The organism is Anoxybacillus sp. J5B_2022 (genome assembly GCF_026847645.1).
Lineage (GTDB): Bacteria > Bacillota > Bacilli > Bacillales > Anoxybacillaceae > Anoxybacteroides.
Genome location: NZ_JAPSMC010000015.1, coordinates 1 through 25,451 on the forward strand (window position 1 = coordinate 1; position 25,451 = coordinate 25,451).

Consider the following 25,451-nt stretch of genomic DNA (forward strand, 5'->3'; position numbering starts at 1 on the left):
AAGGGCTCTTCTTTTTGCACTTCGTTCGGAAGAGAAACGGTGTGGTCTTGGATAGGTTCTGTCACAGACGAAGAAGAGGCTTCCTCTGCCTTTACAAACGGCGTCCATGTCGAAATGGTTAACGTAAACGCAAGCACATACGAAAGAAATGCATAGCTTTTCCTTTTTTTCACCCGATGTCACCTCATAAGCTAGTAATATCCCATCGACGGAATATCGACGGCGGACATTATTATATTGGCAACTCCCACTTGAAAACGTCAATCCTTTTCTTCATGGTAAAATAACCCTAACATATTTCCTCACCGCCATTATAAAAACCCCCTCCACCTATGATACAAGTGGAGGGGGAAGAGGTTAGGCTCTTACCATTTGTCGTTGGAACGATTTTAGTTCTTCCATGAATTCGTTGAACTGACCGATGTCCATTTGTTGCGCAGAATCTGATAAAGCAACTGCTGGGTCTGGATGGACTTCGGCCATGACGCCGTCTGCACCGATTGCCAATGCCGCTTTCGCACAAGGAAGCAATAGGTCACGTCGTCCAGTGGAGTGCGTCACATCGACGAATACTGGTAAGTGCGTTTCTTTCTTCAAAATTGGCACTGCCGAAATATCAAGCGTATTTCGCGTCGCCCGCTCATACGTACGAATGCCGCGCTCGCAAAGGATGATTTGGTCGTTTCCTTGCGACATAATGTATTCCGCTGCATTAATAAATTCTTCAATCGTCGCCGCCAATCCGCGCTTTAACAATACCGGCTTTTTCACTTGCCCTGCTGCTTTCAATAATTCAAAGTTTTGCATGTTGCGGGCGCCGATTTGAATGACGTCAATGTAGTCGAGCGCAAGTTCAATATCTGCCGGCGTAACGATTTCGCTAATGACCGCTAACTCATACTCATCCGCGATTCGTTTTAAAATTTTCAATCCTTCTAACCCGAGCCCTTGGAAGTCGTATGGAGATGTTCGTGGCTTGTACGCGCCGCCTCGCAATAATTTCAGTCCGTGCTTTTTCACTGCTTTGGCAACTTCCGCTACTTGCTCGTAGCTTTCGACCGCGCATGGTCCCATGACAAAATATTGTTTGCCATCACCGATTTTTTCGCCTTTCACATCAACAATCGTATCTTCCGGTTTTTTCTTCCGCGAAACGAGGAGCGCTTTTCGATGGTCATCTTCTTGCAATTCTAACCCTGCTTTAAAAATTTCTTTAAAAATATGTTTCAATGTCGCCGTTTCAAACGGCCCATCGTTATGTTCGAGAATTAAATCAAGCATTTTGCGCTCACGAACCGGGTCGTACCGGTAAGTTCCTTGCGTTTCTTTAATTTTTCCGATTTCTTGAACAAGCCGCCCCCGTTCATTAATCAACTTCAAAATTTGCAAATTCACCTCGTCGACCCTTGCTCGTAACTCATCTAATCTTTCATTGCTCATGCTTTCTCATCCTTTCTTTATAAAAGCTGAAAAATATGATACATTTCTAATAATTAGACATTATTATAATGCAAACCATTTCGATTGTCACGAAAAAACTTTAATAATTAAACGCTTTTAAGCGATAAAGTATCATATGATATTTTCTAAAGAAGGTGAACGTGATGTCTACTATTTTTGCCCTCGACATTGGAACTCGTTCTGTTGTTGGAGTTATTTTACAAGAAATGAACGGAACTTATCAAGTAGTAGAAATGATACTCAAAGAACATCGCGAACGGGCAATGCTCGATGGACAAATTCATGATGTGCCGGCCGTTGCTTCTATCATTATGGACATGAAAAACGAATTAGAACAAAAATATGGCCCGCTAAAAAAAGTATCCGTCGCCGCAGCAGGAAGAGCGTTAAAAACCGTGCGGGCGGAAGCGACATTTTCCATTGCCGGCAAGCCAATGATGACGAAAGAAGATGTGACCCATTTAGAACTAAGCGCCGTGCAGCAAGCGCAAGCAATGCTCGCCGCACAACAAAACGAGCAAAGCCAACACTACTACTGTGTCGGCTACTCGGTCGTCCATTACATAATCGATGGCCAAGAAATTGGCAGCTTAATTGACCAACAAGGAACAGAGGCAACGGTTGAAGTCATTGCGACGTTTTTGCCAAAAATCGTCGTCGAATCGCTGCTAGCGGCTTTACAGCGAGCAGAGCTGGAAATGGAAGCGTTGACGCTTGAACCGATTGCGGCGATTAACGTCCTTATTCCACCAACGATGCGCCGCTTAAACGTCGCGCTTGTCGACATCGGGGCAGGCACTTCCGATATTGCCATTACCGACCTCGGCACTGTCGTCGCCTACGGAATGGTGCCAATTGCCGGCGATGAAATTACCGAAGCGATTTCCGATCAGTATTTGCTTGATTTTCCGCTTGCGGAAAAAGCGAAACGCGAACTTTCCGTCAACGAAACGGTGACGATTACCGATATTTTAGGATTTGAAACCGACGTACCGCGCGAAGAAATGATTGCGGCGATTTCGCCTGCCATTGACCGTCTTGCAGCGGCAATTAGTGAAGAAATTTTCGCATTAAATGGCGGAAAACCGCCAAAAGCAGTCATGCTCGTTGGCGGCGGCAGCTTAACGCCAGAACTTCCGAAGCGGCTTGCCCATCAACTTCAACTGCCAGAAAATCGCGTTGCCATCCGCGGCGTCGACGCAATTCAAAACTTAAACGTGACGCCAGAGCTGCAAGCGTATGGTCCTGGGTTAGTGACGCCAATTGGCATTGCTATTTCCGCTAAACAAAATCCAGTGCAATACATTAGTGTACATGTCAACGACCAACTCATTCGCCTATTCGACATGAAACAATTGACCATTGGCGACTGCTTGCTTGCGGCGGGCATTCCAATTCATAAACTGTACGGAAAACCAGGGATGGCGCTTGTTGTCACCGTCAACGGCCAACTTGTCACCATCCCTGGAACGTACGGCGAGCCGCCGCTGTTGCTGAGAAACGGAAAGCCGGCTTCTTTAGACACTCTGATTCAAAACGGGGATCAAATTATCGTAGAAAAAGGAAAAGACGGGGAGCAAGCCTCGATTCCGCTCAAAGAGCTAATCGACGAACTGCCGCGTAAAACGGTCACGATCAACGGGGAGAGATGTGAAATAAAAGCAACCGTTTACCAAAACGGACAGCCAGCTACTCTTGATCGCGAGGTGCATGACCGTGACATCATTGATATAAAAATGCCGGAAACGATTGCGGCGCTGCTAGAAGAATTACAACTTTCTCATTTATTGCAAACCGCTGTGCCGTATACGGTACATATCAACGGGACCACGACAGAAATCAAACCGTTTTCCGGCGCCCTTTATAAAAATCGAATGGAAGTCAAACCGTCTGCTAGTTTCGAAGATGGGGATGTTATTGAAGTTATTCCGCAAAAGACACCGACTGTTCAAGAGTTGGCTGACGCTAAACAGCTTCGTCTTACTTATTCCATCCCAGTTCGCTTTAACGGGGAAATCGTGACGCTTACAAAACGGGCAGTTCAAGTAATGAAAAACGGACAACCACTCAACGAGGACGACGTTATCGAAAGCGGGGCAACGATAGAAATCGTTGCGCAAGCAGAAGAATCCTTTATTTTCCAAGATGTTTTCAACTACGTGGAAGTCGATGTACCTTCTTCTGGAACATCGTTTCATTTATTAAAAAACGGCGAACGTGTCACGTTTTATGAACCGCTTGCGCCAGGCGATCATTTAGAAATTGTCTGGGAAAATGCCGTGCAAAAAGGCTGAACCATTTGTCGGTTCAGCCTGCTTGTTGTTTTAACGCTTCATACGTAATATTCCAATGCGACGCATGCCACACCACCGCTCCGTTTTCAAATAGAAGCGCCTGCGGAGATTCGTGCTTGACGCCCGACGTTTCTGCGATATAATTCGAAAGCGGTCGCGCTTCTTGCACAAATAAATAGTACGTCTCCATTTCCGGATGATCTTCTACAAATGCTTCATATTCCTCAAAAGCTGCGCGGCTAATCGGGCATGTCAAACTATGTTTAACCAGCAAAAAACGCGGTTTCCCAGCTACTATTTGCTCGAATTGTTCAATCGTTTCTAATTTTTGTTTCACCATCTGCCTCACTCCTCGTGCAACTTTTGTTCCGCCTCGTGAAACGCTGCTTCCGTTTCTTTCAATAGCTTTTCAATACTTTCTTTGTTGTCGATCGGAATCGGAATCGAGGTGATTTCTTCTTGTGGCGCTTCTTGTTTGTCTTGTTCTGTTTTCGATAGCGGAACGAATTTAGCGACTTCTTTCGTTTTTTCTCTTGCGATTTCTAGCCACTCGTTCGCTGTTTCCTTGATCGGTTCCAATGCTTCGTTTTCATTAAGCTCTGCCAGCCACTTTTTCCCTTTCTCACTCGTCAAAAAGATCGCTGTCGCCGCTCCAACAACGCCGCCAACAATCGCTCCGAATAAAAATCCGCCATTATTTTTTCCCATCTTCCACACCTTCCTTCGCTTTTCTTTTCTTTTTCTCTTTCCATTTTCCCCATATTTCAAAAAAAGCATTGCCCCATTGGATCGCTTGGATGAATTTTTGTTCGTTCGCAGTCCATTTTTTCGCTAATGCGTCGTTAAACGTTTGCACCGTCGAGCCAACTTGCTTGACCGCTTCAAACAGCACGTTTAAACTTTCTACTTTTTTTTGCACATCATCGGCAACCGCGTTCGTTTTATGAAGCAGCTGTGCCGTTTCCGTGCCGATGTCTTGAATTTGTTTTTCCATCCCTTCAATCGTTTTCGTCAAGCTTTGCAGCGTGCCTTGCACGGTTTTTAATGTTTTAATTAAATAGATGACTAAAATAAAAAAGGCAACCGCAATCAAGGCCACGCTTAAATACAAAATGATTTTCACGCCTTTTCCTCCTTGATGTAACATTCTAATCTACCCTATCATTCGACATGCGCTCGACAAATTCCTGCAAAAACATTTCATTCAACAAATCAAACGAAATCGGTTACAATAAGCTTGTACATAACCAATAGGAGGAAACATAGATGAAAGATCCGCGCATTGAACAATTAGCGAAAACGTTAATTCATTATTCCATCCGCCTGCAAAAAGGCGAAAAAGTATTAATCGAAAACTTCGGGCTGCAGCGTGAACTCGTGATCGCCCTCGTTCGGGAGGCGTACGCCGCTGGAGGCTTTCCGTTCGTGTTGTTAAAAGACCAGCAAGTCGACCGCGCCCTTCTTCTCGGCGCGCAAGAAGAACAGTTCGCCATGATGGCGGAATTCGAAGCGAACGTCATGGCGCAAATGGATGCGTATATCGGCTTGCGCTCAGGCGACAATATTAACGAATTAGCCGATGTTCCAGACGAAAAAATGAAGCTTCATGGCCGAACGATTATGCAAAAAGTGCACCGCGACATTCGCGTGCCGAAAACAAAATGGGTTGTGCTTCGTTATCCGAATCCGTCCATGGCGCAGCTTGCAAAAATGAGCACAGAAGCGTTTGAAGACTTTTATTTTAACGTATGCAACCTTGATTACAGCAAAATGGATAAAGCGATGGACGCGCTCGTCACCTTAATGGAAAAAACCGATCAAGTGCGCATTACTGGTCCGGGAACGGATTTGACGTTCTCGATTAAAGGCATTCCAGCGATTAAATGCTCTGGGCAAATGAACATTCCAGACGGTGAAGTGTATACCGCTCCAGTGCGCGATTCCGTCAACGGCACGATTTCCTTTAACACGCCATCGCCGTACCATGGGTTTACGTTTGAAAACGTCCAACTAACCTTTAAAGACGGGAAAATTATCAAAGCGACCGCCAACGATACGGAGCGCATTAACAAAATTTTTGATACGGATGAAGGAGCGCGTTACATTGGCGAGTTCGCGATCGGCGTCAACCCGTACATTCAACATCCGATGCAAGACATTTTGTTCGACGAAAAAATTGACGGAAGCTTCCATTTCACGCCAGGACAATGTTACGACGAAGCGTATAACGGCAACCATTCGAACATTCATTGGGACATGGTCATGATTCAACGTCCAGAGTACGGCGGTGGTGAAATTTATTTCGACGGTGTGCTCATCCGCAAAGACGGCCGCTTCGTCATTCCGGAACTTGAACCGCTCAATCCAGAAAACTTAAAATGATGCAAACGCCGGCCTAAAAAGGGCTGGCGTTTTTTGTGAGATGAACATGTTCACAAAAAACACCAAGGAGTAGCCTTGGTGTTACGAGTGGACAATTTGTTCGTATGCTTCTTGGAATTTTTGAATGTCGCCTGCTCCCATAAATACTAACACCGCATGCGGATGTTGTTTCAATACCGATGTATCGTTTTCTTCCACGAGGCGAGCTTGCGGAATTTTCGCCTGCAAGTCGTGAATGGATAGCTTGCCGTGATGCTCACGCGCAGAACCGAAAATGTCGCATAAGTACACGTGATCCGCCCGCTGCAAACTTTCCGCAAATTCTTGCAAAAACGTTTGCGTCCGCGTATACGTATGTGGTTGGAAAATCGCGACAATTTCTCGATCTGGATATTTTTGTCTCGCCGCTTCAATTGTCGCGACAATCTCGCGCGGATGATGCGCATAATCATCAATTAAAATTTGATCCCCGATTTGCTTTTCGCTAAAGCGGCGCTTCACTCCTTGGAACGTTTTCAGCCGCTCTTGAATAATGTGAACATCTATCTCTTCATAATGGCAAAGCGCAATAACCGCCAGCGCATTTAACACATTATGGTCGCCAAAGCGCGGAATTTCAAACGACGCAAAAAACGTATTGCGCACAAACACATCAAACGACGTTCCTTCCGTCGTTTTCACGATATTGCGTGCCTGGAAATCGTTGTCGTCACCCAATCCGTAAAACAATACCGGCACTTTCGCTTGAATTTTTTGCAAATACTCGTCATCGCCGCAAGCAATAATCCCTTTTTTCACTTGCAACGCCATCTCTTGAAACGCCGCAAACACGTCTTCAATATTGGCAAAATAATCAGGATGGTCAAAATCAATATTCGTCATAATCGCATAATCCGGAAAATACGATAAAAAGTGACGGCGATATTCACACGCCTCAAATACAAAATATTGGCTACCTTCGACTCCTTTTCCCGTGCCATCGCCAATTAAGTACGACGTCGGTTTCGCCCCTTGCATCACATGTGCTAAAAGCCCCGTCGTCGATGTTTTTCCGTGCGCTCCTGTCACCGCAATGCTCGTGAATTTTTGCAAAAATTCCCCTAAAAAGCGATGGTAGCGGATGACTGGAACCCCTAGTTCATGCGCTGCTTGAATTTCTTCATGTGTATCGGGAAACGCATTCCCGGCAATTACCGTCAAGCCCGGTCGAATATTTTCCTTGCGAAACGGAAAAATGGGAATTCCCCGCTCGTTTAACGCTTTTTCCGTAAAAAAGTGCTTTTCCACATCAGACCCTTGAACTGTATAGTTCATATCATGAAGAATTTGTGCTAATGCGCTCATTCCTGTTCCTTTAATGCCTACGAAATGGTAAACAGTCATAGCAAGACCTCCAACAATCGTCTATCTGTGGGGCTAGTACTGGAGAGTCCTCGTACGTAGAAGCCCCTTTTTTGACGCTTCTTCTGTAACACAGTATATGACATCGATGCAAATTTGCCATTTCCATATGTATTCTCACATTTCATCATTATATCATTGTTTTTCGTTCACGACTATGTGGAAAAAAGAAAACTGATATCTCTATCAGTTTTCCCGCAAATTGAAATTGTATTTCCGATTAGTCCACTTTTTCTAGTCGTGGATTCGGCCGGTATCGGCGTCCTGCTTTTGCTTGATGTTTGCCATTAAGCAAGACGTTATCCCCTGTGAAGCCGATATGAATTTTTAACAAGCTGCTTCCGACCCCGTACATATCGACCGGCACTCCTTGTTTTTCAAATTCAATGATGCGTTGCTCGTTAAAGCCGCCGCTCACCACAATTTTGACATGGTGGAAGCCTTCGCGGTCGAGCGCCTCGCGCAAGGCGAAAATAAGCGGAGGATTCACGCCGCGCGGATCGAACGTTCCGAGCACTTCCGGATGGCGAATAAAATATTGGTCGATCATCGTCCTTGATGTATCGACGCGCACCCCTTTCAATTTGTCGCCAAATTCGCGCGCTACTCGAAGCGCGTCGGTAATACAGTCGTTGTTATAATCAACAAGCACGATTAAATCGTCTTCTGGATATTTCGCATAGTACGCTTTCGCTGCCGCCACCACATCGCCATCAAACAGTTGAATGAGCGCATGCGGCATCGTTCCCATGCCTTGCTTACCCCACCATTCGTTCATCGCATGGGTCGCTTGTGCCGTTGAGCCGCCGATGAACGCCGCATATCCGTCTCCGGCTTGTTGCGTATAATGGTCATCGCGGTCACCCATAAAAATAATCGGTTTTTGCACGCCAGATAGTGCCGCTGCTTTCACAACGTTATAGACGTTCGTCGCCACCGACGTCCGGCGCGCTAAAATGCCGTCAATAATGCCTTCTAAATAACCAAAGTTTTGATAAGGTCCTGTAATCGTCAACACCGTTTCAAACGGGCTAATTTTATCGCCGTCTTTCAACGAATAAATTTCGAGCTTTTCTGGTTCGTCCGCAAATGTTTTCACAAGCGCAATCACTTCGTCCGTACCACATAACACCGCATGCTCTTTTTGGAAAAATTGCATCGTGACAATGTTGTTTGGACAAAATTCGCGCACAATTTCTCGCGTCTTTAAAAAATATACCGCAGAAAACCATCCGTCGCGAATACGTTCGTCAAATTTAAACGTTTTATTCGTTAACCGCTTAATTTTTCCTTGCAGCTTCAACTCAATTTCCTTCATATTCTCTGCTCCCTCGCCTATCAATGTCTTTCATCCCCACTTTGTTGTTTTTAAGAATACCACATTTTTTCATTTAAAGCGTACTATTTTCTTGCAGTTGTACTAGTTCTTCTTCGGTAATCAATACATCGCGCGGTTTACTGCCGCGGGCTTCAGAAATAATGCCTTGTTCCTCCATCATTTCGATAAGCCGCGCTGCCCGATTATAGCCGATGCGGAAACGCCGCTGCAAGCTCGACGTCGAGGCGCCTCCTTGCTGCACGACAAATTCGCACGCTTCATAAAACAGTTCATCGCCGTCATTCGCCAGCGCACTTTGCTTTAAAAAGTCTTCCTGCTCAAACAAATAAGCCGGTGGCATTTGCTCTCTCACATGCGCGACGACACGCTCAATTTCTTCATCGGAAACAAAATTTCCTTGGACGCGCACCGTTTTCGATGTGCCGTTTTCTAAAAACAGCATATCGCCTCTCCCGAGCAACTTTTCCGCCCCGTTTGTGTCGATAATCGTTCGCGAATCGACTTGCGATGAAACAGAAAAAGCGATGCGCGTTGGAATGTTCGCTTTAATTAAACCGGTAATAACATCGACCGACGGCCGTTGCGTCGCCACAATTAAATGAATGCCGCATGCCCTTGCTTTTTGTGCGATTCGGCAAATCGCCTCTTCCACATCTGCCGGCGCGACCATCATTAAATCAGCTAATTCATCAATAACGATCACAATATAAGGCAAATAATGCTCCGGTGTTTCCTCTTTTTTCACGAGCTCATTATATTTTTGAATATCGCGCACTCCGGCGTGGACAAACAGTTCATACCGCCGCTCCATTTCCTCGACGGCCCATTTTAAGGCCCCTGTTGCCGCTTTCGCATCCGTAATGACTGGACTTACTAAGTGCGGAATATGATTATATGGAGCCAATTCGACCATTTTCGGATCAATCAATAACAATTTGACTTCGTGCGGCGCTGCTTTATAAAGCAAGCTGACGAGCATCGCATTAATGCAGACGCTTTTTCCCGATCCGGTCGCTCCGGCGATTAATCCGTGCGGCATTTTCTTTAAATCCGTCACAACAGGCGCACCGGATAAGTCAAGCCCAAGCGCTACTGTGAGCGGGGAAGGATTCATTCGAAACGCTTCACTTTGCAAAATTTCGCGAATGAATACCGGCCGGCTATTGGCGTTCGGCACTTCAATCCCAATCGTACTTTTGCCTGGGATCGGTGCTTCCATTCGAATGTCTTTGGCTGCTAGGCTCAGCTTTATATCATCGGCGAGGCTCGTAATTTTACTTACTTTTACGCCCGGTGCCGGCTGAACTTCGAACCGCGTCACCGTCGGTCCTTGGGTAATGCCGACCACTTTCGCACCGATATGGAAGTTTTGGAACGTTTCGTCCAATCGTTGCCGTTGTTCATGTAACCATCGCTCGTCCACTTCTTTTCTTGCTTGCGGTGGCTGCAACAAATCAAGCGGCGGGAAGCGGTAGCGAGAATCCACTGCTTCTTTTTTCTTTTCTTCCAATTTTTTTCGGTCTTGTTTCAACATCATCACATTGTATGGAATGCGCGACGGCGTTTTTCGTTCTTCCGTTTTCGGTGCTTCTTGTTTTTGCGTCGGTGCTGCCAAACCGGCTTCGTTTTCTGGGGCGGTTTCTTCCTCTAGCGAAAGCGGTCGTTCTTCTTCACTTTCTTGTACCACTTCTTCGAAAAAGTGCTCCTCCTGTTGTTCATCGATCGTTGTTTCCTTCTCCGTTGGCAAGAGGTTCATTTCAACCTCATTTGGCGAGAAATCCATTTCGACCGAATCAGAAGAGAAAAGCCGCTCCGATTCGTCGTTCGCCGTTTCCGACGGTTTTGGACGCGCCTTATATCCGTAAACAGGCGACGGCACTTCTGTCGGCCGAAACGGGCGTTTCTCGGAGGCGGCCGTGCGTCGGTTCGGTGTTATTTCTATTGCTTCTTCTAACATAGCAGGCATATCATACGAACGCTGCGACGATAATTCGTCAGGAATAAGCGGGAAGCGAAATTTCCCAGACGGATATTGATATGCCACTTTTACGTCTAACTCTGGCGTCGATGTTGGAGGTGGCGAATCTCCTTGGTCCGGCAACTTCCTTTCCTCTTCTTCTTGGAAAAAATAACGAATAAGCCGTTTTAGCCATTTCATCTAAATTCCACTCTTTCTATTCTCTTTTCAACTCTCTATTTTACCAACTTTAGAAAAAAAGTCACTAGATTGGATTCTAGTGACCCTGTGATCGTTATTCCGTAAAAGGCTGCCCGACTTCGTATTCATCAGGCAACACGAGAATGCCTTTTTCTTGCGGAGCGTTTGGCAGTTCAAGCTCGCGGGCAGAGCAAATCATGCCGTACGAAGGAACGCCACGCAATTCCGCTTCTTTAATGACAAGACCGCTCGGCATGACTGCACCGATTTTTGCCACTACTACTTTTTGCCCCGCCTCTACGTTCGGCGCTCCGCATACAATTTGCAGCACTTCTGTTCCAACGTCCACTTGGCAAACGCTTAATTTATCCGCATTTGGATGTTTTTGTTTTTCCTTAACATACCCGACGACAAACTTTGGCGAAAAATCAGCTTCTATTTTTTCCGTAAAACCGTTTTTCACTAACAAATCGTTGATCACACCCACAAGTTCGTCGTTTGCCTCCACTGTACCAGTTCCAATGACAGCATCATATTGAGAAATATTAAAAATGTTGTATCCCGCTGTTTCATTCGTTGTTTCATCAAAAATGCGAACAACATCTCCCTTTCTCTCAAACGTACGTTTTTCTGGGTCAATTGGTTTTAAAGAAACAAGCAATACATCACCAATTCCATCGCGATTGTAAAATACGTTCATCGTTTTGCTTCCTTTCCCTGTTTATCGTTTGCGACGATTTTTGCCTAAGATGAAAATCGGTTCTAATCCACCGTCTTTATACAAAAAGGATAATGCGGTAATCGGCACGCGGCCGCTTGCGAAAAAGCTCATCGTCAGCTGCGCAAGCACATCATATCCCGTTTCATTTTGAATATCGGCAATCACTAGCACATCTTGATGAGGCACTGCGAGCACCATCGTTCCTTTGATATTTTTCGAAAATTTCTCCAAAAACGGCACGTTTAATATGCGGCTTGCATCATATCCGTCATTCGTATTGACAAAATAAAACGTGTTTCCTGCCACTGTATCTTCTTTAACCTTCACGTCGAGCGAGCGAACGTTAAAGCGGGCGATTTCTTTCATTCGGTGAACATCCCAATTTTCCTGTTCGACGAGCTTTTTGTCAATAAGCCGATAGGCACTTCCTAAATCAAGCGCATAGTAAATTCGCGTTTCCGCTGTATGTTCATCGTAAATAAGCGGAATGCCGTCGCTTGTTTCCGTCGGAAACGAGGTGGAGCGAATGACAGGATAAATATCTTTTTCTTTTCCGGATAACGTATGCGCCTCATGCATCGTGTGCAACGTTTGCTCGATGTAGTACACGACTTCTTGAATCGCCCCGTCCTTTTTTTCTTCCCATTTGGCAATAATGCCAGGCAAGGAAACGGTGACTCCTTTTTTTGTGCGGCGATCTTCAATGCGCAACGTATCTTTTTTGCTGTCGAAGCGAAACGTCCAATCGTTTCGCGCCAATCGTTTTTCGATTTCTTCCGCTATTCTTTTGCTGTCCAATTTCATGTACAGCTCCCTCGCTACAATCCGCGAATAAACTGCTCAATTTCTTCTTTCGTTTTTCGGTCTTTGCTGACAAAACGGCCGAGTTCTTTTCCGTTGTCGTAAGCGATAAAGCTTGGAATGCCAAAAACATTTTCTGCTTGGCAAACATCTAGCAATTGATCACGATCGACATAATAAAACTCGTAATCCGAAAACGTCTGTTCAATTTCCGGCAAAACCGGCGCGATAAACCGGCAATCTGGGCACCAATCCGCCGAAAAAACGAAAATAGCCTTTTTCGTATTTTTGATCTCTTCATATTGCGCTGCTGTTTCGATAGTTTTCATACATAGTCCCCTTTCTTTCTTTTTCCTAATCATAGCGCGAATCGTTCGCTTTGACAAAAAATTCGTATTGCCCTGCTAATAGTTTGACGATGTGACAAAACATATCTGTTCGATTGACATGCCCATTTGTAAAAACGCCGACTGCTCCTTCTTTTTGACGGATATTCCGCTTCCCAGTGTATTCATCCATAACCTCGCCCAACTCTTTGCCGTTCAGCACTTCTTCCGCTACTTCACAAGGCAAAGGAAAACGGGCGCCACCGGCACATATTACTGTACCGTTCCGGTCAACAAGTGCCCCCCAATTGCATACCCATAGCGCGCCGTCCATTTCGACGACGCCGCCCTCTAAACCGATGCCGACATCAGCCTGAGCTTTAGCGCACGCCTGTTTAGCACGGTGGATCGCCCCCATCCGCGTCTCTTCATCGGAAAACGGCTGCGCCGCTACTCCCGAATCGACGGCAACCGGCACGATCTGATCGCATTCATCGGCAAACACCGCTTCAACGGCCGCTACTTTCGCTCGGTTCGTCGTCCCTACGGCAATCATCATGCTTCTCATCCCTTCCCGAATCTTTAACTATTTTGGCGAATCGCCTCAACAGTCGAGCGATCGCATGCTTTAACAAGCTCGATTAAGAGCTGTTTCGCCGCTGCGTAGTCGTCGACGTGAATAATCGAAGCATGCGAGTGAATATAGCGGGAACAAATGCCGATGACTGCTGAAGGAATTCCGCTGTTGGCGATATGTACGCGCCCTGCGTCTGTTGCTCCCGGAGAAATAAAAAATTGGTATGGAATGCGATGCGTTTCGGCCATATCTAATACGAACTCGCGCATGCCTCGATGCGTCACCATCGAGCGGTCATAAATGCGAACGAGCGCCCCCTTGCCAAGATGACCGAATTCTTTTTGGCTCCCAGTCATATCGTTGGCCGGACTTGCATCGAGCGCAAAGAAAATATCTGGCTGAATCATGTTGGCAGCCGTTTGGGCGCCACGCAATCCGACCTCTTCTTGAACAGTTGCTCCGGAATATAAAATGTTTGGCAACGTTTCGTTTTTCAACTCTTTCAACAACTCAATCGCGAGCCCGCAACCGTATCGGTTATCCCACGCTTTCGCCAAAATTTTTTTCGGGTTTTCCATCGGCGTAAACGGACAGATCGGCACAATTTGTTGCCCTGGCTTAATGCCCATCTTTTGAGCGTCTTCACGGTCGTCGGCTCCGACATCGATGAGCATATGTTGAATGTCGATCGGTTTATTTCGCTGCTCTTCTTGAAGCAAATGTGGTGGAATGGAACCGATGACACCAATGACAGGGCCGTGATCGGTGATAATTTGTACGCGCTGTGCAAGCAGCACTTGATTCCACCATCCGCCCAGCGGCTGAAAGCGAATCATTCCATGTTCGGTAATGGAAGTGACCATAAATCCAACTTCATCCATATGTCCTGCGACCATCACCACCGGGCCGTTTTCATCGCCGCGCTTCACGCCAAAAATGCCGCCAAGTCGATCTTGTACGACTTCATCTGCATACTTTTCCAATTCTCTTCGCATAAATTGCCGAACCGCATGCTCATTACCAGGCGCTCCTGGCAATTCTGTCAACGTTTTAAATAACTGAAGCGTTTCCACGTTCATAGCTTCTACCCCTTTTTCTCATCGTTACTAACTACACGGAATTCCTTTACCAGTTCCTCGGTCGATCATGACGGATATCCAATCGTTTGAAGTGCTTATCCCATGTGACGACATCCTCAGGCGGATTCGCTTTCGCGTGTGCTGCGATATAGGCATCAATGAAGTCAACATTTTTTTCGGCGTAATCCTGAAGCGCTTGTTGAACGACCGATTTTTCTTCCGTTTCCACTCCGATACTATTCGTGAATTTGATCAGGGCATCCGAAATATCTTTAGGGTCTGCTTCATAAAAAGATGCTAATACCCAGCAGCATTCAGCTACAACCAAGGGAGTTAGGCGCAAAATCAATTCCCCATCCTCTACTTTTTGAATCATTTCTCCCACTTCTTCTGCTAACTCTGTTGGGTCGCCCGTTATAATCCGAATGATCACATTCGTATCTATCCAAAGCTTCCGCGCCAATTACCCTTCCTCCCTGTCCGTTAATTCCTTCTCCGCCATGTTCCGATACACTTCTTTTCGCACTTCATCAACTGGTTGAAATGGCTTATTCGTTTTTAAAATGCCGAATAATTCCGATAAACGTTGTTTCTTTAAGACTTCTACCTTAATTTCCCCATCTTTATTTAAAATGAATGTTAAATCATCGCCCTCTATGAGACCTAGCGTCTTCCGTATTTCAATCGGGATGACGATTTGTCCACGACTAGATAACTTGCTTGTTGCCTTTATCACAACATTTGCTTGGTCGTCTGCAAACCCCATCGTACCCATAAACTCATCTCCTTTCTCCCAAACATACTTGTTTCATTGTTCTTATTATATATTTTATTCTTACATTTTTATTCGGTCAAATTATTATAAAATTTCTTATCATACTCCAACATCTTATTCTGACTATGAACAACAGTTTCTAATGAATGAAAAGTCTATGCTATGATGGAAAATTAGGTATACTAAATGAAAAGCGATTTATTTTGGAGGGAAAATGATGAATTGGAGAGCATTTATCGCCGGTGCAGCTGCTGGGTTCACCGTTGCCTATGCGGTTCAGTCGCTACGCCAACACCAATTAATTTCATCCGAAAAAGCGCTCGCGCTGGCGAAAAAGGCGTTTGAACATGCTGGACCAATCAGCGGCTCATGGATTCAAACGGCTCCGGAAACGTACGAAAAAGACGGGATTGTATACAACGTGTATAAAGGTGGCATTTGCCGCAGCGAGGAGCAATATGAGTTTATCATCGACGCCTATACAGGGACGGTTATTGAAACGAGTAGGTTGTAAAAAAGGGCGTTTGAACCGCCCGTTTATTCCCGTTTTCGCTGGATGCTTTCCATGATCTCCCCATTCTCGTCCCATTTTAGCGCCCGATAATAGGCGTCGTGGTAGAACGTCAGCCATGCTCGTTTTTCAATCGCGTACGGAATCCATTTTTGCTTTTGGGCGATCGATGTCATCGGATAATCGTCAAAAGCGAGCACCCATAGCACGTTTTGATGCGCATGCGTCGGCATTAAGTCTGCTAAATGAACGACCGTTTCGCCTTTTGATTCGATCACGACGATCGAATGGCCATCGCTATGGCCGCCGGTATGCACCATTTTTACACCGCCAACAACCGCAAATTCCTCCGTAAACGTCACGACTTGGTCAACAATCGTTTCCCAGTTTTCTTTCCAATACGTGTTGCGCGAGCGAATATTTGGCTGCCGCATTTCGTCCCATTCCACTTGAGAGGTAACAATTCGAGCGTTCGGGAAAGCGGATACGAGCTTGTCCCCGACCCATTTCGTCAACCCACACGCATGATCAAAGTGCATATGCGTCATTAAGATCCAATCGATATCGTGCGGCGTTAATCCTACCTCGCGCAGCGCCTGTTCTACTTCGGATTCTTCTGTGACGCCAAAGTTGCGTTTTTGCTTATCCGACAGCTTTCCGTTGCCAATGCCTGCATCAATCAGTATGCAATGACCGTCTACTTGCAGTAAGAGCGGGTCCGTACGTAACTCAATTTGGTTGTTGTCATTGCACGGATATTTTTTCGACCAGAGCGGCTTTGGCACGACGCCAAACATCGCTCCACCGTCTAAATGCGTTACCCCTCCGTTTAACCATGTAATCGTTACATCGCCTACTTGCAATTGTTCCATTTCCCATCACCTCAAATAGTAGTGTATCATTTCCTCGAATATTTCGAAAATGAAAAAGAGATGCCTCTTCTTAAAGAGACATCTTTATCGTTTTTTCGCTGGATACTTCGCCTCACAGCGGTAAATTCGATTTCCTTTTGCCGCAAATTTTTCTTCATATTCAGTCATAATGTTTCCGACAAAATTGCTATGATGAAGGTCTAAACTCACGAACGTTAACACAAGCCCATATTGCGAGAAGCTGACGAGCGAATATTCAAATAACCCTTGGTTATCGGTTTTAAAATGAATTTCCCCTTCATCCACTAAAATTTGCTCATACAACTCTAAAAACGAGCGGTATGTTAAACGCCGCTTTTCATGGCGTTTTTTCGGCCACGGGTCGGAAAAATTTAAATAAATGCGCTCTACTTCGCCAGCCGCGAATACGTTCGACAAATCTTTCGCGTTCATATTCAATAGCCGCAAGTTCGGTAAATCATGCTCGATGAGTTTATCTAAAGCGGAAACAATGACGCTTTCGTAAAGCTCGATGCCGATGTAATTAATATGCGGATTCGCTTTCGCCATCCCCGTAATAAACTGTCCTTTTCCCGTACCGATTTCAATATGGATTGGCTGATGATTTCCGAATAGCCCATGCCATCTGCCTTTGTATTGTCCCGGATTCGGAATGATATATTGTGGATAAGCTGCAATTTTTTCTTTCGCCCAAGGTTTGTTTCGTAAACGCATACAGACACCTCAATTTCTTTATCATCGTTGTCAACGATATCATGAAGCATCATAGCCGCGCAAGCACGAAAAAGAAAAACAGCCGTGGCGACGACTGTTGGCATAAAACGATGATTTTTCACACATAGTAAAGAAAAAAGGGTGAGTGTATATGCCTTTAAATCATGAACATCAAATGACCGTGCTCAAAGACATTTTATCGAACCATCAAACCGATTGTTGCGGCACCGTGTCCGAGTGCGAACAAATCGAACGGCTTGCAAAATCGTTAATGGGAAACGGACAAGTTGAACAACAAGTAAAAAATGTATTACCTTCCATTTACGATTATGGTCAAGCAGGAAAATATAGCGCTGACTTAGATTCACATATTTCCGCCCATCAGCAACAACTATCTGAGTGGGTCGACCAGCTCACGTAGAAAATAGCACCGTTTTTAAGAAGTGTAGCGATTGCTGCACTTCTTTTTCCGTCTGTTTTTCTTTCTGCCACACAAGCGCATATAACGTTTGCACAATCGTATACCATTTCATGCGAAGATGTAAATCGTGCGTCAATTCCAAGCCGTAAAACTGAAGCCAATCTTCCCATTTTTCTTTCGGAATATAAGCATATAACAACATTCCAATATCAATCGCTGGGTCAGCAATTAACGCTCCGTCCCAATCAATCAAATACAGCCGGCCGTCCTCAGAAAGCAACCAGTTATTATGATTCATATCGCCATGACAAACGGCAAACTCATCGCAGCGAAGCGAAGGAAGTTGTTGCGTTAACCAAGCAAACGCTTGCGTGACCAACGGCTCATCACGCCATTGCTGCAACATCCGTTCTAGCTTTTCGATCATCGCCTGCGGCAAAAGTGGTGTTTTCCCTAGCCTTCGCAACATCTCTGCTAAATCTTGCGAACGGTGAATTTTCCGCAGTAAACTTGCGACTTGTTCGCTTCCCATATCGTGCGGTTTTAGTTCTCTCCCATTGAGCCATTGCTGGGCTGTAATGACATCGCCATTTTCCATTCGCTTTGTCCAGACGAGTTTCGGAACGATTCCTTCCGCTGACAAAACGGCGAGAAAGGGGGAAGAGTTGCGTTTTAAAAATAATTTTCGTCCGTCATATTCAGCAACATATGCATCTCCAGTAGCTCCACCAGCAGGAGTGATCTCCCACTCCTTTCCCAGTACCTGTTCCAAGCAAGTTCACCTTCAACTCATAAAAAAAATAAGAGACAGCAATCACCTGAGCGCGTATTCAGACAATAGCTGTCTTACTAGATTTTATATGCGATATGCTTTTCTCGTCAAGTCAGTCCTTTCACAAGCACCACCGTACCGATTCCTTGCAGCTCGATTTCTTTTTTTACGGAACGAAACGGAACAACCCCGCTTATTGTTTCATCGCATACGACGTGCCACATTTCCTCATCGGGAAGCGCAATCGCCACCTTTTTTTCTTCGTTATGATGCATGACAACTATGTCTCTCCACGGCCCGTACGCCTGCACCTCGCGAAGATGAAAGGCGATCACCGTTGGCGGCACTGGCTCGAGCCACAACAGATGATGGCTCACTTCTGCCGCCGTCCGCAAACGAAATGCGCCGTGCCATTTCCGTAAGCGAATCAAGCCTTGAACATAGCGCACATCTTCTTCGTGCTCGCTTTTTCGCTTCCAATCGATCCGGTTGATGTCATCCGAAGCGTTATAGCTGTTTTCCACTCCTTGCTTTGTGCGGTAAAACTCTTGCCCGCTATGCAAAAACGGAATGCCTTGCGACAATAACGTGATGGCCGTCGCTAATTTCTGACGCTTTTTTCGGACGTTTTCGCCTTCATGGCGATTGGCTACGCTCATTTTGTCCCAAAGCGTATGATTGTCGTGCGATTCAACATAATTGACCGTTTGCGTCGGATGCGAAAACAAATCGTTGCTTCCTTGAATGGCTTGTTTCATTTGTTCACGATGTGCATTGTCTCCGAGCGCAAATCCTTGTTCTGCGATGTTAAACGTGCTCCCCTTGACATGATCACGAAACCGGTCATTAAAATAGGCGATCGTCGGAAGGCTGCTCGCATTTTGAATCCTCGCTTTTTTCTCCGGTGGCAAAGGGGTCGGCAAATCCCAACCTTCGCCAAGCAAAAGAGCGGATTGATCGATAGCGTGGACAGCCGCTTCCACTGCCTGCATCGTTTCTATATCTAAAATGCCCATTAAATCAAAACGAAACCCGTCTACGCCATACTCCGTGAGCCAAAACCGAACCGAATCGACAATCAACTTCCGAACCATTTTGCGCTCGGAAGCGAGATCGTTGCCGACGCCCGTTCCGTTGGACGGCATGCCGTATGCGTCATGGCGAAAGTAGTAGCCAGGAACAATTTTTTCTAACGACGATTGCTCGCGAATGTAAACATGATTATAGACGACGTCCATAATGACGCGAATTCCTTCACGCTGCAGTGCGCGGATCGCCCGTTTTAATTCGTGAATGCGAACATAAGGGTCAGCCGGATTCGTCGCATAGCTTCCTTCTGGCGCGTTATAATGGAGCGGATTATAGCCCCAGTTATACTCCTTTTCCGGGGTTCGTTCGTCCACCCCGGCAAAATCGTTAAACGGAAGCAACTCAACATGGGTAATGCCAAGCTCTTTTAAATAGGAAAGCCCAGTAACCGTACCATTCGGCCCGATCGTGCCAAGTTCTGTGAGCCCTAAATATTTTCCTTTATGAACGACGCCGCTATGACAATCTACAGTAAAATCGCGAATATGCATTTCGTAAATGATCGCATCTACCGGCGCGAAAAGTGGCGGCAGCACCGGTTTCGGCAAGCGCGTTTTTTCAAGATCGACAACCACGCCATACTCCCCATTGAGCGAAACCGCAACGGCATACGGGTCGACCGCTTCGCGCCAAACGAGGTTGATGCACACTAAATACGTATAGTAAATGCCGTCAAGATCACCGGAAACCGTCACTGTCCATACGCCTTTTTCGCTGCGCTGTAACGGAATTTGCTCCTCTTTTCCTGCCTTTTCGTCGATGAGCTTTACTTTCGCTTCTGTTGCCGTAGGCGCCCAAAGCTTAAACGTCGTTGCATGTGCTGTGTAAGTAGCACCAAGGTCTTGACCGTCATAATAAAATTGTTCGTCAAATTCTTTCGTTCGGATGACAGCACCCATTTGCAAATCAGTAAACGCTCCATGCTCTTCATAAATCAAATAATTTTTTCCAATCTCAACGAGAAAATCAGGGGTGCATTCATATTTAATACTCGTCCATAAGTCTTCTCGTTTCGTGACCCGTAAACCGCATCGCTCCCCGTTCGGTTTTTGAATCGTAAACGATTGAACCATCCCTTGGCAATACGATTTCGGCACTAAAATCGTGATTGTTTCCATCGCATCTAAATATGCCTCAAACGTCCGATGAACCGTCAGCACCCCACCACCTCCATTGTTTCGTGAGCGTTCGCTATCATTGCATGTTGATTAACGAATAAAAACCAGTTAAAACAGCGATATTCCTCGCTTTTCTGCCGGAGTCGACTAAGCTCCACGTTCTGTGTTAAGATAAGCTTTTACCGATGTTCGTTCCATTACTCTTCCTCTTGCCATTGCCGTTCATAGTAATGGCTATAGCAGTGTTGAAGTAAATGAGAGGCCGCTTTCAGCTGCACGTGCTTTAATGGAGCGGTTAAACTTCTGAGCGAAGCAAACCATTGGTCGTAATGCCGCTTATCAATGAGCTGCACATCGCTCGGCGCATATCGGTAATCAAGATAGCCACCGCGGTTGAGCACGACTTTTTTTACTGGTAGCTCGATCGCGTATCGCTCGTATAAATCGGTGACAATTTTTTCTGTCCGATAAAGCGAAATGAGCGGATTCACGAGCTTTTTCTCTCCGTCTTTCGTCATTTCTGTCCAAAACCGATCCGCGGAGCCGACAATAATTTCGCCTTCGGCAAATGTCACACACCACGTCGCTGTCGGGCTTAACAAAATAATGTCAAGTTCCACCGGAGCACTTTTCACTAAAAAAACCGGCCTATATAAACATAAATACGTATCGGGAAACCGTTGTAGAAAATATTTAAGTGTTTCTTCGTAATAAAATTTTTTATCGACGATCGACTCATATTTGACGGTTGAGCTTGCCCATTTCATCTGCAACTGAAATACTTTTTCGAGAAATAACAATTTCAACTCGTCGACCGTTTTCGGCTCAGTGACAAACAAAAAGGAGAAAAAGCGATCTTCTTCGTGCAGTACAGGTTCACTTGCTTCTTCCTGTTTGTTCGTGTCGGACCGCTTCAGCCATCGTTTTACCGTTTGCAAAAACGAACGCTTCTCTTCCAACCATTCCTGTGATGAATCGAAAGGAGCAGGTGCGTCCACTTCCCCGCTTTCCCATTCTTCTTTTATTCTCTCCCATTGCTTTTTCTTAAGGCGAATAAATTCGCTTGCGTAGCGATAGACGTCCGTTTCATATCTAGAAATGTAATCTTGCAATTTGATGAGTTGACCCACGATCGTGACCCCCGAAATTAGTCTTCTTCCTTATCAAAACCACAAATCATGGACGAACAACAGCCTGCCATCATCGGTCAAGCGAAAAAGAAGCAATAACCTCATATTTCGGTAACCGGTCAAGATGCGTTTGATAAAGCACAATCTCGTTCACTAACATGCTTCCTTCCACCGCATTTGGCAGTTCGTTTAAACGAAACGGCTTTTCCTCTTCCCATTTACGGGCGATCGTAATATGCGGCGCAAACGGACGCGTATCTAACGAAAAGCCGATCGCCCGACACACCTCATATACGTCGTGCCGCAACGACCATAACGCTTCTTCTCGCTTGATTCCTTGCCATAAAATGCGCGGGGCAGACGGAACCCCGAACGTCCCTACTTCTTTTAACGTCAAAGAAAATGGCGCGTGGTTGTTACAGACGGCCGCCACCGCTTCACAAACCGCTTGCCGTTGCTCAGCAGAAGCCGCGCCTAAAAAGGCTAACGTAATATGATAATCTTCTTGATGCACCCACGCGCGAAACGGAAACCGCGGCGCTGCTTCATTGCGCCATTGTGCAAGCTTCTTTTTGATTTCCTCCGTTAACGGAACCGCAATAAAATAATGCGCTTGTTTCATCATTCTTCCCTCCAGCGATCACACCATCATTATCTCCTATTTTACGTTTTTTTCCGATGCGTCATCATTAAAACGCCTAAAATCGCTAGACCAATAAACGTTAATACGCTGAAAAATAAGTAAACCGCACCGATGTGGCTACGCTCTAAAATATAGCCGCCAACAAACGTGCAAAACCAGCTCCCTACACCGTTGCCCACTGCGGAATAGAGAGAAACAGCCGTTACCCTCACCCCACTAGGAGAAATGTCACGAACATATTGAAGCGCGGCTGGAATAAACAGCCCGACAGAAAATCCTTGAGCAATCGTTGTCGCGTAAACGAGCCCAAGCGACGGTTCAAAATAGTAAAACAGCCAGCGAAGGGCGGAAATCGTCGCTGCAAACGCTAAAATGGGAAGCATTCCATAGCGGCGAAGCAGACGATCAACCACTTTCATAAACGGTGCTTCGCTTCCGGCCGCGAGCAAAAAAGCAAGACCGACCCCCGTCAACGTTCCACCGATCTCTTTAACAAATACACCGAAATAAAAGTTGTTCGCATAAATCGGGCCGAAAACAAGAAACGTCACCGCTAAAAATAAGACAAAGGCAGGGATTTGGAACAATTGTTTGATCCCTCGCTTAATTTCGACCCGCATCGGCTGACTCTCACGCGGCAGCTTCCACGCAAGAATGGCGGAAAGCAGCAAAATAAAAGCAAATACGTAAAAAATGATGCCGAGCGAAAATGTTTCCGACAGCCAGCCGCCGACCAACACCGATACGGCAAAACCGATGGCACCCCATAACCGGATCGAGCCGTAGTTTCCTTCTGTTTTTTGGACATAATTTAACGTGATGCTGTCCGAAAGCGGAACGACAGCGCTTTGCATAAAGGATAATAGCGCAGCAGCGATGATAATCCACACATATTGCTGAACAGAAGCGTACAATAGTCCCGCTAGCGCTGTACCAACAAGCGCTGTGGCCAACACCGGCACTGGCTTTCTCGTATAGTCACTAATCATTCCCCAAAGCGGCTGGATGAAAATCATGATAATCGGGCTAATCGACATAATCGTGCCGATTTGTGTTCCAGACAAGCCCACCTCGCTTTTTAAATACACCGACAAAAGCGGAAAAAGCGAGCCAAATCCAAAAAAAGTAAAAAAATAAAAGAGCGTAAAAATTGTTTTTAGTGGTGCTTCGCCGCGGCGTACTACGATTTCCATTGGTCCCCACATCCTTTCAGAAAAAACACCGCCCGACATCGAGCGGTCCTTCGTTTCGATTGTAACATATTTTGGAAAGATTTTCACTTCGCAAGCTCATAAATCGCTTGCGCATAAATAGCGGTTGCCTTTAATAAATCATCGATGATAATATATTCGTCTTTTTGATGCGCGACATCCGGTCTCCCTGGAAACAGCGGGCCAAACGCGACGCCAGCTTGTAAAGAACGGGCGTACGTCCCGCCGCCAATCGACAACAGTTCCGCGCGTTCTCCCGTCCGCTCTTCGTAGACGCGTTGCAACGTTTGAATGAGCGGATGGTTTTTGTCGACGTGGTGCGGCTTGGAATAACTAAAATGCTTAGTTGAAAATCCATACTGCGCAGCAACAGCCTCAATCGTCTGCTTCGTTTCCTCTATGTTATTTGTGACCGGAATACGTAAATTGATCCCGATCGTTCCACCGTCTGCTTTCGTGTATGACATAATGCCGACGTTGACCGTAAGATCACCGGTAATGTCATCACGATACGCAATGCCAAGTTTTTTTCCGCGCGAATCGCTATGGAGGCGCTCTAGCAATTGCACAAACGACCGAGCATCTTCATCTAGCGAAAGAGTTGCTAAAAAACTTGCTGCATACAAACCAGCGTTTTTTCCGTGCTCCGGCTCCATCGCATGAGCAGAAACTCCCTCGAATTGAAGAGTGATTGTCTCCGCTTGCATAACCGCTTTTCCCTTGACATCATTTTCTGCTAAAAAGCGTTGAAATTGCTGCTCCACTGCTACTATACGTTCGTGTGTACCGTGCAATATAGCTTCCGCCGCATCCGGCACCATATTATATCGGCGGCCAGAACGAAAGGACTGCAACATGAGTTCTCCGCCATCGCTTCCGCTAGTTCTCGTTTGTTGCAGAGCAAGATCAACAATCCCTTTTTCGGCATAAATAATCGGAAAATCCGCATCTGGCGCAAAGCCCATCGATGGCATTTCTTCGTGCTGGAAATAATAATCAACGCAGCGCCAGTCGCTTTCTTCGTCAGTGCCGATAATCATGCGCACCCGCTTACTCAGCGGCAAGCCGAGTTCTTTTACGATTTTCATCGCATAAAATGCCGCCATCGTCGGGCCTTTATCATCAATCGCTCCGCGCGCATATATTTTTCCGTCACGAATTTCTGCGGCAAACGGGTCGCTCGTCCATCCGTCCCCCGGAGGAACGACATCGACATGGCATAAAATGCCGAGCAATTCTTCTCCACTTCCCATTTCTACATGTCCTGCAAAGCCGTCAACGTTTTTGACGCTAAATCCTTCTTCATGTCCTATTCTTAACAAAAATTGTAAAGCATCATCAATTCCTTTTCCAAATGGAGCTTTTTCGGTTGCGCTCGTTTCATCGAGCACGCTTGGAATTTGCAGCAATTGTCTTGTATCGCGAAGCAACGCTTCTTTTCGTTTCATGACTTCTTCCATCCAATGGATCGTCGTCATCCAATCCCTCCTTCTCGACTTTTCTCCTTTGCCAACGTACCATAGAAAACCGAAAAATGTCAAAAGCAACTAGGGTTTTTCTTTTGTTACAAATTCATTAAAAATGTTGAAATATTTCGTAAATCTAAGCGAAAGTGTAGCATTTTCTCTCCCTTTT

26 protein-coding genes are annotated in these 25,451 nt (G+C 45.9%); 4 read left to right on the forward strand and 22 right to left on the reverse strand.

Features of this window, described 5'->3' with window-relative positions; genetic code table 11:
- Nucleotides 1–357: 357 nt before the first annotated feature.
- Nucleotides 358–1,440: a bifunctional 3-deoxy-7-phosphoheptulonate synthase/chorismate mutase gene (locus M4I42_RS06130; RefSeq protein WP_268851348.1), complete on the reverse strand. Its 1,083-nt coding sequence runs from the start codon at nucleotides 1,438–1,440 to the stop codon at nucleotides 358–360.
- A gap of 164 nt (nucleotides 1,441–1,604) precedes the next feature.
- On the opposite strand from M4I42_RS06130, the gene pilM reads away from it, so the two are divergent.
- On the forward strand, nucleotides 1,605–3,755 hold the full coding sequence (gene pilM / locus M4I42_RS06135) for a pilus assembly protein PilM (protein ID WP_268851349.1): 2,151 nt from the start codon (nucleotides 1,605–1,607) through the stop codon (nucleotides 3,753–3,755).
- Nucleotides 3,756–3,768: 13 nt separating this feature from the next.
- Here pilM and ytxJ read toward each other — a convergent pair whose 3' ends face one another.
- From ytxJ to M4I42_RS06150, 3 genes are read right to left on the reverse strand one after another with little or no spacing between them, the layout of a single operon-like run.
- Nucleotides 3,769–4,095 carry a bacillithiol system redox-active protein YtxJ gene (ytxJ, locus tag M4I42_RS06140; protein ID WP_268851350.1) on the reverse strand — a complete coding sequence of 109 codons (327 nt, stop codon included), beginning with the start codon at nucleotides 4,093–4,095 and terminating at the stop codon, nucleotides 3,769–3,771.
- Between the two features lie 5 nt (nucleotides 4,096–4,100).
- Nucleotides 4,101–4,463 (reverse strand): YtxH domain-containing protein, encoded by a 363-nt coding sequence (locus M4I42_RS06145; protein WP_268851351.1) that lies wholly within the window; start codon nucleotides 4,461–4,463, stop codon nucleotides 4,101–4,103.
- Complete coding sequence (locus M4I42_RS06150; protein WP_268851352.1) at nucleotides 4,450–4,878, reverse strand: DUF948 domain-containing protein; 429 nt, start codon at nucleotides 4,876–4,878, stop codon at nucleotides 4,450–4,452. The genes M4I42_RS06145 and M4I42_RS06150 overlap by 14 nt, the downstream gene beginning before the upstream one ends.
- Before the next feature lie 143 nt (nucleotides 4,879–5,021).
- Between M4I42_RS06150 and M4I42_RS06155 the strand changes: the two genes are divergently transcribed.
- Nucleotides 5,022–6,137 (forward strand): aminopeptidase, encoded by a 1,116-nt coding sequence (locus M4I42_RS06155; protein ID WP_268851353.1) that lies wholly within the window; start codon nucleotides 5,022–5,024, stop codon nucleotides 6,135–6,137.
- 81 nt (nucleotides 6,138–6,218) lie between these two features.
- Here M4I42_RS06155 and murC read toward each other — a convergent pair whose 3' ends face one another.
- From murC to M4I42_RS06205, 10 genes are all read right to left on the reverse strand, one after another.
- Nucleotides 6,219–7,520, reverse strand: coding sequence for a UDP-N-acetylmuramate--L-alanine ligase (murC, locus tag M4I42_RS06160; protein ID WP_268851354.1), 1,302 nt, complete (start codon nucleotides 7,518–7,520; stop codon nucleotides 6,219–6,221).
- A 238-nt stretch (nucleotides 7,521–7,758) separates the two neighbouring features.
- Entirely contained in the window at nucleotides 7,759–8,856 is a 1,098-nt protein-coding gene (locus M4I42_RS06165) for a nicotinate phosphoribosyltransferase (RefSeq protein ID WP_183184394.1), read from the reverse strand.
- A gap of 73 nt (nucleotides 8,857–8,929) precedes the next feature.
- Nucleotides 8,930–11,035, reverse strand: coding sequence for a DNA translocase FtsK (locus M4I42_RS06170; RefSeq protein ID WP_268851355.1), 2,106 nt, complete (start codon nucleotides 11,033–11,035; stop codon nucleotides 8,930–8,932).
- Between the two features lie 94 nt (nucleotides 11,036–11,129).
- Nucleotides 11,130–11,735 carry a YtpR family tRNA-binding protein gene (gene ytpR / locus M4I42_RS06175; protein ID WP_268851356.1) on the reverse strand — a complete coding sequence of 202 codons (606 nt, stop codon included), beginning with the start codon at nucleotides 11,733–11,735 and terminating at the stop codon, nucleotides 11,130–11,132.
- A 21-nt stretch (nucleotides 11,736–11,756) separates the two neighbouring features.
- A complete protein-coding gene (locus M4I42_RS06180) occupies nucleotides 11,757–12,554 on the reverse strand; it encodes a DUF1444 domain-containing protein (RefSeq protein WP_268851404.1) in 798 nt (265 codons plus the stop codon).
- A 20-nt stretch (nucleotides 12,555–12,574) separates the two neighbouring features.
- Nucleotides 12,575–12,886, reverse strand: a complete 312-nt coding sequence (locus M4I42_RS06185) for a thioredoxin family protein (protein WP_268851357.1) — start codon at nucleotides 12,884–12,886, stop codon at nucleotides 12,575–12,577.
- Nucleotides 12,887–12,911: 25 nt separating this feature from the next.
- Nucleotides 12,912–13,442, reverse strand: coding sequence for a DUF84 family protein (locus M4I42_RS06190; protein ID WP_268851358.1), 531 nt, complete (start codon nucleotides 13,440–13,442; stop codon nucleotides 12,912–12,914).
- A gap of 23 nt (nucleotides 13,443–13,465) precedes the next feature.
- The gene (locus M4I42_RS06195; RefSeq protein WP_268851359.1) at nucleotides 13,466–14,539 is read right to left on the reverse strand and encodes a M42 family metallopeptidase; all 1,074 of its coding nucleotides are present in this window, start codon (nucleotides 14,537–14,539) and stop codon (nucleotides 13,466–13,468) included.
- Between the two features lie 46 nt (nucleotides 14,540–14,585).
- Nucleotides 14,586–15,002: a PIN domain-containing protein gene (locus M4I42_RS06200; protein WP_268851360.1), complete on the reverse strand. Its 417-nt coding sequence runs from the start codon at nucleotides 15,000–15,002 to the stop codon at nucleotides 14,586–14,588.
- Nucleotides 15,003–15,314 carry an AbrB/MazE/SpoVT family DNA-binding domain-containing protein gene (locus M4I42_RS06205; protein ID WP_268851361.1) on the reverse strand — a complete coding sequence of 104 codons (312 nt, stop codon included), beginning with the start codon at nucleotides 15,312–15,314 and terminating at the stop codon, nucleotides 15,003–15,005.
- A 217-nt stretch (nucleotides 15,315–15,531) separates the two neighbouring features.
- Here M4I42_RS06205 and M4I42_RS06210 point away from each other — a divergent pair, with 217 nt between their 5' ends.
- A complete protein-coding gene (locus M4I42_RS06210; RefSeq protein ID WP_268851362.1) occupies nucleotides 15,532–15,828 on the forward strand; it encodes a PepSY domain-containing protein in 297 nt (98 codons plus the stop codon).
- Between the two features lie 23 nt (nucleotides 15,829–15,851).
- On the opposite strand, the gene M4I42_RS06215 is transcribed toward M4I42_RS06210, so the two are convergent.
- Nucleotides 15,852–16,697, reverse strand: a complete 846-nt coding sequence (locus M4I42_RS06215) for a YtnP family quorum-quenching lactonase (protein WP_268851363.1) — start codon at nucleotides 16,695–16,697, stop codon at nucleotides 15,852–15,854.
- A gap of 84 nt (nucleotides 16,698–16,781) precedes the next feature.
- The gene (gene trmB / locus M4I42_RS06220; protein ID WP_268851364.1) at nucleotides 16,782–17,432 is read right to left on the reverse strand and encodes a tRNA (guanosine(46)-N7)-methyltransferase TrmB; all 651 of its coding nucleotides are present in this window, start codon (nucleotides 17,430–17,432) and stop codon (nucleotides 16,782–16,784) included.
- A 151-nt stretch (nucleotides 17,433–17,583) separates the two neighbouring features.
- Between trmB and M4I42_RS06225 the strand changes: the two genes are divergently transcribed.
- The gene (locus M4I42_RS06225) at nucleotides 17,584–17,853 is read left to right on the forward strand and encodes a YtzH-like family protein (protein ID WP_268851365.1); all 270 of its coding nucleotides are present in this window, start codon (nucleotides 17,584–17,586) and stop codon (nucleotides 17,851–17,853) included.
- Here M4I42_RS06225 and M4I42_RS06230 read toward each other — a convergent pair.
- From M4I42_RS06230 to pepV, 6 genes are all read right to left on the reverse strand, one after another.
- Nucleotides 17,846–18,625, reverse strand: coding sequence for a phosphotransferase family protein (locus tag M4I42_RS06230; RefSeq protein ID WP_268851366.1), 780 nt, complete (start codon nucleotides 18,623–18,625; stop codon nucleotides 17,846–17,848). The genes M4I42_RS06225 and M4I42_RS06230 overlap by 8 nt on opposite strands.
- 107 nt (nucleotides 18,626–18,732) lie before the next feature.
- Nucleotides 18,733–20,874, reverse strand: a complete 2,142-nt coding sequence (gene pulA / locus M4I42_RS06235; RefSeq protein ID WP_268851367.1) for a type I pullulanase — start codon at nucleotides 20,872–20,874, stop codon at nucleotides 18,733–18,735.
- Nucleotides 20,875–21,029: 155 nt separating this feature from the next.
- Nucleotides 21,030–21,962 carry a nuclease-related domain-containing protein gene (locus M4I42_RS06240; protein WP_268851368.1) on the reverse strand — a complete coding sequence of 311 codons (933 nt, stop codon included), beginning with the start codon at nucleotides 21,960–21,962 and terminating at the stop codon, nucleotides 21,030–21,032.
- A gap of 70 nt (nucleotides 21,963–22,032) precedes the next feature.
- A complete protein-coding gene (gene thpR / locus M4I42_RS06245; protein WP_268851405.1) occupies nucleotides 22,033–22,584 on the reverse strand; it encodes an RNA 2',3'-cyclic phosphodiesterase in 552 nt (183 codons plus the stop codon).
- A 41-nt stretch (nucleotides 22,585–22,625) separates the two neighbouring features.
- Nucleotides 22,626–23,798: an MFS transporter gene (locus tag M4I42_RS06250; protein ID WP_268851369.1), complete on the reverse strand. Its 1,173-nt coding sequence runs from the start codon at nucleotides 23,796–23,798 to the stop codon at nucleotides 22,626–22,628.
- 83 nt (nucleotides 23,799–23,881) lie between these two features.
- Nucleotides 23,882–25,294: a dipeptidase PepV gene (gene pepV / locus M4I42_RS06255; protein ID WP_268851370.1), complete on the reverse strand. Its 1,413-nt coding sequence runs from the start codon at nucleotides 25,292–25,294 to the stop codon at nucleotides 23,882–23,884.
- Nucleotides 25,295–25,451: the final 157 nt, after the last annotated feature.